Genomic DNA, 8614 nt, shown 5'->3' with positions numbered 1-8614 from the left:
TTCTTCCTTCTTCTCTCTACGCGCGGCGGCAAAAAAATGCCGGTCCGCAGTTTCCCGTGACCGGCCTACCCCCTTCCCCTTTTGTCCTGCCTGAGCCCCTGTGCTTTTCCTGCTCTGTGTTCCTTGCTCTTTTGTTCTTTGTATTGTTATTTGCCGGTCTGGCCGGCTATTCCCGCAATTCCCTTACTGCTACGCGTATTTCCCGTCCGCCCTTTTTTGTCCATCCCCCGGCGGTTTTGCACGTCCCGTGTTCCCGACTTCCCGTATTCCTGCAAATGCCGTTATCAGGCGTCGATCGTCTTTTCTGCGATCGCATCAACCGGAGCAGCGACGCGCTTTTTCTTTCCTGCGCGTGACGGCGGCTGGCACACACCGCACACGAAATCATGGTGCAGGTCGTCTGCGTGGGCCACGAAATGGCCGGTGCAGCGCTTGCACTTCACGGTGTGCAGCATCTTCCCCTCGAAGAATTTCAGCATCATCCACGCGCGGGTGATCGAGAGCACCTCTTCCTGTTCGTGGACGTGAATATGTTCCTGGTACAGCTTGTAGGCCGAGATCAGGCGGCGCACACCGGTGCTGCGGCTGTTCTCGCCCAGAAAACGGTAGATGTTCAGGAAGATCGACGAATGGATGTTCGGCGACCACGTCAGGAACCAGTCTGCCGAAAAGGGCAGCATGCCCTTGGGCGGCGATTCCCCACGGATTTCCTTGTACAGCTTGACCAGCCGCTCACGGCTGAGCGTGGTTTCCTGTTCCAGCAGTTGCAGGCGCGCACCGAGCGAAATCAATTCCGCTGCCAGGTGGATCTGCTCAACTTCGTTCATGACGCTGGTGTGACGCATGGCACTGCTCCCGCTTTCGCTTGCTGCTCATCCAAAGTGCAATCTCTGAACCCGGCGGAACACCCGCCGCAAACGGTTCAGCTGATCTGCTCAACCGCCTGACGTGCCAGCAGGATCGACATTTGCGATTGCTGCAGACCCTTGTCACGGTGCGGCTGGGTCACCAGACCCAGGATGGCGTGATCGTCAAAGCGGAAGCGGCACAGCATCATGTTCGTGCTGGCCAGCTTGACGATCTGCGCGGGCGACATCGTCAGCAGGATGTCAGCCAGTTCTTCAGAGATGCCAAGGCGAAAAAGTGCGGCATCGCGATCCTTGGCCAGCATCTGCTGAGCAAGCATCAAGTAGGTGAGATTCAGTTCGCTGATCTCGGAAACAATGTCTTGCGTGTCCATGTATGTCCCGTCGTGTGCAGTAAAAGTACAACCTGCATCCGATCTCGCATGGTGAAGTCCGGTTGGCGCTATTTTCTGCGCCTACCCTCGCCGGGCTGTTCACCAATCCCCACGGATCGGATGTTCCTGCAGTTGGCGCCGTTGCCGGCACTTCCTGCTCCTTCTTACTCACGTCGCTAAAGACATGGCGAAGTTGTTTTCTGTTGAACACATTGTGGGTTGACGTCCGGGGTAAGTAAAGAAGGGGGGACCCCTACGTCGGAGGGGTGATGTAGTCCATTTTCTTGTAGGCAATTTTCCTACAAATCTGTTAATAAACGTGGCAGATGAAGCCTTTGCCGACGCGACGGACCAGGGTGGACGATGCGCTAAAGCGGGCGTTTGACACGTATTTACCCCAATGAATGCCGAAAGAAAGCAATTAAATTGCCTAAAGTCTCCAAAAATCGACAGCGAAGGCGTCGCACTTCTGCGACTCTGAGCATCGGATGCTGGGTTAACCGCTTGTAGGACACTTCTGACCCACTCCTACACGCCGTGTAGGACAGTTCTGGTCGGTTTCTGGTCAGTTTTGTAGGAACGCTCCTACAGTCCAAGGAGGATTTTGTAGGAGATATCCTACCTTTCTGTTTACTTAAAGCAGACACGTCTATCTAAACGATACGAAAATCACCTAGGAAGAGAGCGCCCACGGATGGGGAAGGCCGGGCACATCACTTTTTCTGGTGCAGTGCGGCAAAAAGTGCCGCATAGGCCTCTGCGGAAAGGAAAAAGGCGGGAATTTTGACGATCCGACGGCCGACCCTCTTGTAGGACAGCTGTAGGACAACGTGAGCTGCAGCAACAGCCCACGTGTGCCGTCAGTCGTGGGGCGGCGGGGTCCAGCGGGCGCGCAATATGGTGCCCGTAGCGGATTCAGTGATGACGAGCGAGTGCCCGTCTGGCGTGAGTGCAACGTTGGTGGTAGTGCGCCCTCGGCACGACGCGATGCGGGCCAGCGGTTCGCCGTGCGGCGAGACGACGAACACCGCGCCTAGCGACGCATGCGCGACGAACAGGTGGCCGGCTGCGTCCATCGCCATGCCGTCGGGGCCGCTGGTGCCGTAGAACTGCGCGAAGCGGCCCACCTTGCTTGTGCTGCCATCGGCAAGCAGGGGCAAACGCCAGACGGCGTTGTCGCGCGTCATGGCAACGAACAGCGCGGATTCGTCAGGAGTGAGCACCAGACCGTTGGGGCTCGGGCCATTGGCGAGCAGGCAATCGAGCCGGCCATCCGTGCGCAGGCGATATACGCGGCCGGTGGGGTCGTGCAGGCCAGTCTGGCCTTGGTCGGTGAAATAGACATCGCCGTTACGAGCGACGATCAGATCGTTGGGGCCCTTGAAGCGTTCGCTGTTGCGGCGGGTCAGGAACGGCGTGACCGCGCCCGTCGCGGGATCCAGCGACAGCAACCCATTCTTATAGTCCGCGATCAGCAGCGTGCCGTCGTGGCGCAGCGCCAGGCCATTCGGTTCGCCGTCGTATTCCGCCACCACATCCCAATCGCCCTGCGAAGAGACGCGCAGGATGCGGCCATGCGGAATGTCGACCAGCCAGAGATTGCCGTGCGCGTCCCAGCACGGGCCTTCCAGAAAGCAATCGACCGGCGCGCCGCCTTTATTGGCGCGGGACCATTCGGTCGGCACCGGGCGACGCAACGCGACCGGCATCTCCGCAAAGACGGTGGTTTCGATGACGGGCCAGTTGAAATACGTCATGGCGCGGGGGCGGGCTCGGCTTGCGCCAGATGCCGCGTGGCATGCCCGGTATAGCGGTACGGTAGCTGGCGCGGCATCGGGCCTTTGTTGCGCTCGCCGCGGCCGCTTTGCTCCCAGGCGTGCGCCAGGATGCCAACGGCACGCGAGAGACAGAACACACCGCGCGCAAGCGGCGCCGCAAAACCCAGTTCCGCATAGATCACGGCCGTGGCGCCGTCGATGTTCATCGGAATCGGCTTGCCCTTGCGGCTGGAGAGCAGTGCTTCGATGGCGCGGCCGATGGCGGCATACCGCCCGCCGACCACACCGTCCTGCGCAGCCTCGTCCACCAGCGCAAGCAGGCGCCCCGCTCGCGGGTCGACCGGGTGGAAGCGATGTCCGAAGCCCGGCAAGTATTTGCCATGCGCAGCGATAAACGCGTCGACACCCGCCGCCGTTGCCGCCTCCAGCGAGGCGCCGTCGAACATGCGCGCCTCGATATCGTGGAACAGCTCGACCGCCTGCTGCCCCGCCCCGCCGTGTACGTCGTCCAGCGCGTTCAACGCAGACGCCATCGCGCCGTTGAGCGGCAGGCCACAGCTCGTCGCCATCTTGGCAATCGCAATGGATGGCGCATGCGGGCCGTGGTCGACGGATGCCACCAGCGCCGCTTCCAGCAAGACCGCCTGCCGCTTGGCCGGCAATTCGCCGCGCAGCATCAGCCAGATCATTTCGGCAAAGCCGATCTGGCCGATCAGCTCCTGGATCGGGTAGCCGCGTACGTGGATGCGGCCGGGTTCGATGTCGATGATGTCGGTGCGCCAGTAATCGGCAGCGAGGCCGGCGGCGTCCTGTGTCGGTGCGGTCGTCATGATCAGATGGCGCCTTCAGCGCGCAAGGCTTCGATTTGGTCGTGGCGGTAACCGAGCCTGGTGAGCCAGTCGTCGGTATGGGCGGAGAGCATTGGCGCGGGGGTCTGCGGGCACGGGTCTTCGCCCGAGAGGCGGAACCCCGCGCGCGTCACGTGCTGCCCCGCTTCCGGGAACGCGGTGACAAAGCCGCGGCCCGTCACTTGTTCGTGCGCCAGCACGCCAGGCACGTCGAGCACCAGCCCGGCAGGAACGCCGGCATCGATCAGCAGCGGTTCCCATTCGGTGGCCGGGCGCGCGGCCAACGCTGCTTCCAGCGCGTCGTTGAGCTGCTGGCGATGCTCCTTGCGTGCATGGCGCTCGGCAAAGCGCGCGTCGGTGGCCAGCTCCGGATGCCCCACCACGCGGCACAGCGCGGCAAACTGCTTGTCTTCGTTGGCGGCGATGTTGATCAGTCCATCGCCCGTGGTGAATGTGCCCGACGGCGCGGCGGTGAAATTCTGGTTGCCCATCGGCTGTGGCGTGACGCCGGCGTTCAGATAGTTGGAGACGACCCAGCCCATGGTGGCGAGCGTCGATTCCAGCATCGACACATCGACCATGCAGCCCTGCCCCGTGCGTTGCGCGCCGAGCAGGCAGGCGGTGACGGCCAGCGCCGCCGTGATGCCGCCCACCGTATCGCTGATCGGGTAACCCACGCGCAGCGGCGCCGATGCGTCGTCGCCGGTGACGCTCATCACGCCGGAAATGCCCTGGATGATCTGGTCGTATGCCGGTCTGCCGCTAAGCGGGCCATCCTTGCCGAAGCCCGAGATGGCGCAGTAGACAAGACGCGGATTCACCTCGCGCAGCACGTCGTAGCCGAGTTCCAGGCGGTCCATCACGCCGGGGCGATAGTTTTCGATCAGCGCATCGGCCTGCGCCACCAGCTTGAGCAGGATCGCGCGCCCTTCCGGGTGTTTCAGGTTGACGGTGACGGACTGCTTGCCCGCATTGACGGCGACGAACGAGGCGCCCATCTTGCGGCGCGCCTGCTCCGGATCCGCCCCGAGACGGCGGGCGAGGTCGCCATTGCCGGGCACTTCGACCTTGATGACTTCAGCGCCGAGCAAACCCAGCTGATAGCCGCAGAACGGCCCGGCCAGCACGTTCGACAAGTCGAGCACGCGCAAACCCGCGAGAGGCAAAGCCATGAAAACAACTCCTGCTACACAGTCGGCTCCGCCCCTCGCCCCGCTCAGGAGGTTGGGCGTCTTGGCGGAGCCTAGGTTTTAGAGATCAATTGGGCAGCGAGACGCAGCGGTGCGGGGTCGCCACCCAGCGTGGACGTGATTTGCGCGGCGTGCTCGAGCACCGGCACGCGCCACGATTGCAGCAACGCCCCGTCGATACGCGACGCCGGACCGGCCAGGCACAGCGCACCCCGCAGCGCCTGCTGCGCACCAAACACCGGCACCGACAGGCCAACCGTTTCCCGATCGCGCTCGCCGATCGATACGTAGTAGTGATCGCGCCGGATCGCGTCGTAAGTGGCGCCTTGCATGCCCGAAAACGCGCACAGCACGCGCCCGCCCGAACCGCGCTCCAGCGGCAGCACATCGCCCTCGCGCACGTGATCGCGGATCGAATGGTTCGAATCCACGCGGTGCAGGCAGACACGCACATCGCGCTCGCGGATGTAGAGCGACACTGCCTCGCCCGTGGCCTCGGCCAGCGCACGCATGTGCGGCAGCACCACGTCGCCCAGGCGCATGCTGCGCTGGTAGAGCGCGCCAAGCATCAACGGCGCGGCCCCGATCTGGTAGCGGCCGTCTTCCAGGCGAAACAGCATGCGATGCTGGATGAGCGAGCCGGCCAGCCGCAGGATCGTGCTCTTGTAGAGCCCAGTGCGGGCGGCCAGCTCAGCCAGCGTCAGCGCGTAATCGCCCGGGCGGAACGCAAACAGGATCGAGAACGCGCGGTCCAGCGCAGCCACGCCCGACTGCCCCGGCGTGGCGGCATCGCCCTCGTTGGCGGCGGGCGTGGTCTCGTTCTGGGTGGTTTGGCGCTCTGCGGTCATGGCGGGTTGGGCGAGACGGTTCACTTGACCGTCTTCAAGGCTTGGTCGACGAAGCGGTTAGTGTACGTTTTCGCCAGGTCGATCCTGGCGCTGCGGATCTTTTCGTCGTAGCTCGAGAGGACCGTGAGGGCCACCTTGGCATCGGCATCGGTCATCAGGCCGTCCTTGGAGAAGATCGGCTTGGAGTGGCGCAGCGCATCGACAAACACGTCGCGCCCACCCACCTGCTGCTCCTTGGGCATCTTGTCGGCAATGGCCTCGGGCGTGCTGGCGTCGATCCATTTGAGCGTGCGGATGAAGGCATTCACCAGGCGCTGGACGGTCTCGGGGTTCTTTGTCATAAAGTCGCGCGTGACATACAGCGTGGCGGTCGGGTAGCGGCCGCCGAATACCGCGTTGGAACCGGCATCGGTGCGCGTATCGACGAGGAATTTGGCGGCGCGGCGCTTCTCCAGCAGGCTCGCCACGGGGTCGAAATTGACGAGTGCATCGATCTCCTTGCGATCCAGCGCCACCATGCCCGGTGCGCCGGAACCCACCGCGACGTAGGACACGTCGTTCACCTGCAGCCCGTTCTTGATGGCGTAATAGCGGGCAAACAGATCGGTGGACGAACCCGGCGCGGTAATGCCGATCTTCTTGCCCTTCAGATCCTTGCCGCTCTTGATATCCAGGTCGGGCCGCACGGCCAGCACGATGCCGGGCGTAACGTTGAGCAGCGCGACCGACACAATGTCCTTGCCCTGCGCCTGAATGTGGATGGTGTGGTCATAGAAGCCCACCACCGCATCGGTCGAACCGGCAATCAGCGCCTGCAGCGCCTTGCTGCCGCCGGCCTGGAAATTCTCCACCTTGACGTTGAGCCCTTCCTTCTGGAAGTTGCCCAGCGACTGCGTGAGCGGCACCGGCATGTAGTTCAGGATCATCGAGCCGACCGACAGGCTCACGTCCTTCTTCTCCGGCTCGGCGGCGTTGGCTGCGGAACAGACGGCCGCACACAACAGGGCCGAAATCCATCGCTTCATGGTTGTCTCCATCATCATTATTGGTATCGGGGGTCAGGCACTGGTCTCGGGATCAACCTTCGGGCGCCACACCAGCAACTTGCCCTCGAGCGCATCGACGCTGCGGTCCAGCGCAATCACGAAGGCCGACAGCACGACGATTCCGGAGAACACGCCGGTGGCATCGAACACGCCTTCGGCCTGCGCAATCAGGTGGCCCAGGCCGGCTGACGAACCGAGGTACTCCGCCACGATTGCGCCCATCACAGCCATGCCGACGGAAGCGCGCAGGCTGGAGAGAATCCAGCTCGTAGCCGACGGCACATACACATGGCGCAGCAGGCTGATGCGGCTGGCCTTGAGCAGCCGCGCGTTGGCCAGGATGACGGGGTTCACCTCGCGCACACCCTGGTACGTATTGAAGAAGGTGATGAACAGCACCATCGTCGCGCCCAACGCCACCTTGGAGGTCAGCCCCAGCCCGAACCACATCACGAAGATGGGCGCGAGCAGGATGCGCGGGATCGCGTTGAAGACTTTGATGAACGGGTCCAGCACCTCGGCCGCGAGCCTGGACAAGCCGAGCCACAGCCCCAGGCTGATGCCGAGCAACGTGCCGATGCCGAACGAGAGAATCGTCTCGGCCAACGTGATGGCCAGATGCGTGTAGATGTCGCCGGCGGTAAACCACTCCCAGATGCGCGCGACGATCGACGACGGCATCGAGAAATAGAACGGATCGACCACGCCCGCACGGCCAAGGCCCTCCCACGAGCCGAACATCAACACCACTACGGCCAACTGGAACAGGCGGATCTTGGTCTTGTGCGCGAGACCCGTGCGCTGCGCGCCCACGGCAGGCATCGTGTTAGTGCTGGACGGCATGGCTCTTCTCCACTTCAGTGCCGAGGATCGACCAGATCTCGCGATACAGGCGGATGAACGCGTCGGACATGTTGATTTCAGACACGTTGCGCGGGCGCGGCAGCGTGATTCCCACATCGCCGACGGGGCGGCTGGCGGGCCCGGCGGACATGACGACCACGCGGTCGGCCAGGGCAATGGCCTCCTCCAGGTCGTGCGTGATGAACAGCAACGATTTGCGGTCTTCCTGCCAGAGGCGCAGCAACTCGCTCTGCATGAGGTGGCGCGTGTGCACATCCAGCGCCGAGAACGGCTCGTCCATCAGCACGATCTTGGGCGAGAGGATCAGCGTCTGCGCCATGCTGATGCGCTTCTTCTGACCGCCCGAGAGCTGATGCGGATAACGCGCTTCGAAGCCCGCCAAACCGACCTTCTTCATCCACGGACGGGCGCGCTCGCGGGCCTCATCCACCGGCATGCCCTGGAACACCAGGCCCAGCGCGACGTTGTCGAGCGCCGTCTTCCAGGGCAGCAGCGAGTCCTGCTGCATCATGAAACCGGCCTTGCCATTGAGCCCGGTCAACGGCTCACCAAACACGCTGACCGTGCCACCAGCGGGCTTGAGCAGCCCCGTCACGGCGTTCAGCAACGTGCTCTTGCCGCAACCCGTCGGGCCCACAACGGCCACGAATTCGCCTTCGCCAATCGACAGGTCAACGCCTTGCACCGCCGTGAAGCTGCCGAACCGCACCGAAACCTGATTGAGCTGAACCGCCGGCAACCCGGCGTGGAGTCGGCCGCTGGCGGCCGGAGGGGAAGAAAGCATGGGCGTCTCCTTGAAC

9 protein-coding genes are annotated in these 8614 nt (G+C 63.3%); all 9 read right to left on the bottom strand.

The window, feature by feature from the left end; all coding sequences use genetic code 11:
* Positions 1 to 284: 284 nt before the first annotated feature.
* The 9 genes from flhC to BEK68_RS00190 all read right to left on the bottom strand — a co-directional run bounded on the left by flhC (position 285) and on the right by BEK68_RS00190 (position 8598).
* Positions 285 to 845, bottom strand: a complete 561-nt coding sequence (flhC, locus tag BEK68_RS00230; RefSeq protein WP_004627781.1) for a flagellar transcriptional regulator FlhC — start codon at positions 843 to 845, stop codon at positions 285 to 287.
* A 77-nt stretch (positions 846 to 922) separates the two neighbouring features.
* Positions 923 to 1240: a flagellar transcriptional regulator FlhD gene (gene flhD, locus BEK68_RS00225; protein ID WP_004627783.1), complete on the bottom strand. Its 318-nt coding sequence runs from the start codon at positions 1238 to 1240 to the stop codon at positions 923 to 925.
* A gap of 860 nt (positions 1241 to 2100) precedes the next feature.
* Complete coding sequence (locus BEK68_RS00220; protein WP_012430144.1) at positions 2101 to 2997, bottom strand: SMP-30/gluconolactonase/LRE family protein; 897 nt, start codon at positions 2995 to 2997, stop codon at positions 2101 to 2103.
* Complete coding sequence (locus BEK68_RS00215; protein ID WP_012430143.1) at positions 2994 to 3848, bottom strand: citryl-CoA lyase; 855 nt, start codon at positions 3846 to 3848, stop codon at positions 2994 to 2996. Before BEK68_RS00215 ends, BEK68_RS00220 begins: the two co-directional genes overlap by 4 nt.
* Positions 3849 to 3850: 2 nt before the next feature.
* Positions 3851 to 5038: a CaiB/BaiF CoA transferase family protein gene (locus BEK68_RS00210; RefSeq protein WP_004627789.1), complete on the bottom strand. Its 1188-nt coding sequence runs from the start codon at positions 5036 to 5038 to the stop codon at positions 3851 to 3853.
* Between the two features lie 71 nt (positions 5039 to 5109).
* Positions 5110 to 5904 carry an IclR family transcriptional regulator gene (locus BEK68_RS00205; protein WP_012430142.1) on the bottom strand — a complete coding sequence of 265 codons (795 nt, stop codon included), beginning with the start codon at positions 5902 to 5904 and terminating at the stop codon, positions 5110 to 5112.
* Positions 5905 to 5924: 20 nt separating this feature from the next.
* Positions 5925 to 6929: an ABC transporter substrate-binding protein gene (locus BEK68_RS00200; protein ID WP_012430141.1), complete on the bottom strand. Its 1005-nt coding sequence runs from the start codon at positions 6927 to 6929 to the stop codon at positions 5925 to 5927.
* 33 nt (positions 6930 to 6962) lie between these two features.
* Complete coding sequence (locus tag BEK68_RS00195; RefSeq protein WP_012430140.1) at positions 6963 to 7793, bottom strand: ABC transporter permease; 831 nt, start codon at positions 7791 to 7793, stop codon at positions 6963 to 6965.
* The gene (locus tag BEK68_RS00190; protein ID WP_004627795.1) at positions 7777 to 8598 is read right to left on the bottom strand and encodes an ABC transporter ATP-binding protein; all 822 of its coding nucleotides are present in this window, start codon (positions 8596 to 8598) and stop codon (positions 7777 to 7779) included. The genes BEK68_RS00195 and BEK68_RS00190 overlap by 17 nt, the downstream gene beginning before the upstream one ends.
* Between the last annotated feature and the right edge of the window lie 16 nt (positions 8599 to 8614).

Source organism: Ralstonia pickettii (genome assembly GCF_001699815.1).
In the GTDB taxonomy this organism is placed as follows: domain Bacteria; phylum Pseudomonadota; class Gammaproteobacteria; order Burkholderiales; family Burkholderiaceae; genus Ralstonia; species Ralstonia thomasii.
This window is presented reverse-complemented; position numbering and strand designations above follow the sequence as displayed.

Bases quoted from the DNA above. Each gene is read 5' to 3' on its own strand.
- BEK68_RS00200 (WP_012430141.1), bottom strand. From the start codon at position 6,929: ATGAAGCGATGGATTTCGGCCCTGTTGTGTGCGGCCGTCTGTTCCGCA.
- BEK68_RS00195 (WP_012430140.1), bottom strand. From the start codon at position 7,793: ATGCCGTCCAGCACTAACACGATGCCTGCCGTGGGCGCGCAGCGCACG.
- flhC (WP_004627781.1), bottom strand. From the start codon at position 845: ATGCGTCACACCAGCGTCATGAACGAAGTTGAGCAGATCCACCTGGCA.
- BEK68_RS00215 (WP_012430143.1), bottom strand. From the start codon at position 3,848: ATGACGACCGCACCGACACAGGACGCCGCCGGCCTCGCTGCCGATTAC.
- BEK68_RS00220 (WP_012430144.1), bottom strand. From the start codon at position 2,997: ATGACGTATTTCAACTGGCCCGTCATCGAAACCACCGTCTTTGCGGAG.
- BEK68_RS00210 (WP_004627789.1), bottom strand. From the start codon at position 5,038: ATGGCTTTGCCTCTCGCGGGTTTGCGCGTGCTCGACTTGTCGAACGTG.
- BEK68_RS00205 (WP_012430142.1), bottom strand. From the start codon at position 5,904: ATGACCGCAGAGCGCCAAACCACCCAGAACGAGACCACGCCCGCCGCC.
- BEK68_RS00190 (WP_004627795.1), bottom strand. From the start codon at position 8,598: ATGCTTTCTTCCCCTCCGGCCGCCAGCGGCCGACTCCACGCCGGGTTG.
- flhD (WP_004627783.1), bottom strand. From the start codon at position 1,240: ATGGACACGCAAGACATTGTTTCCGAGATCAGCGAACTGAATCTCACC.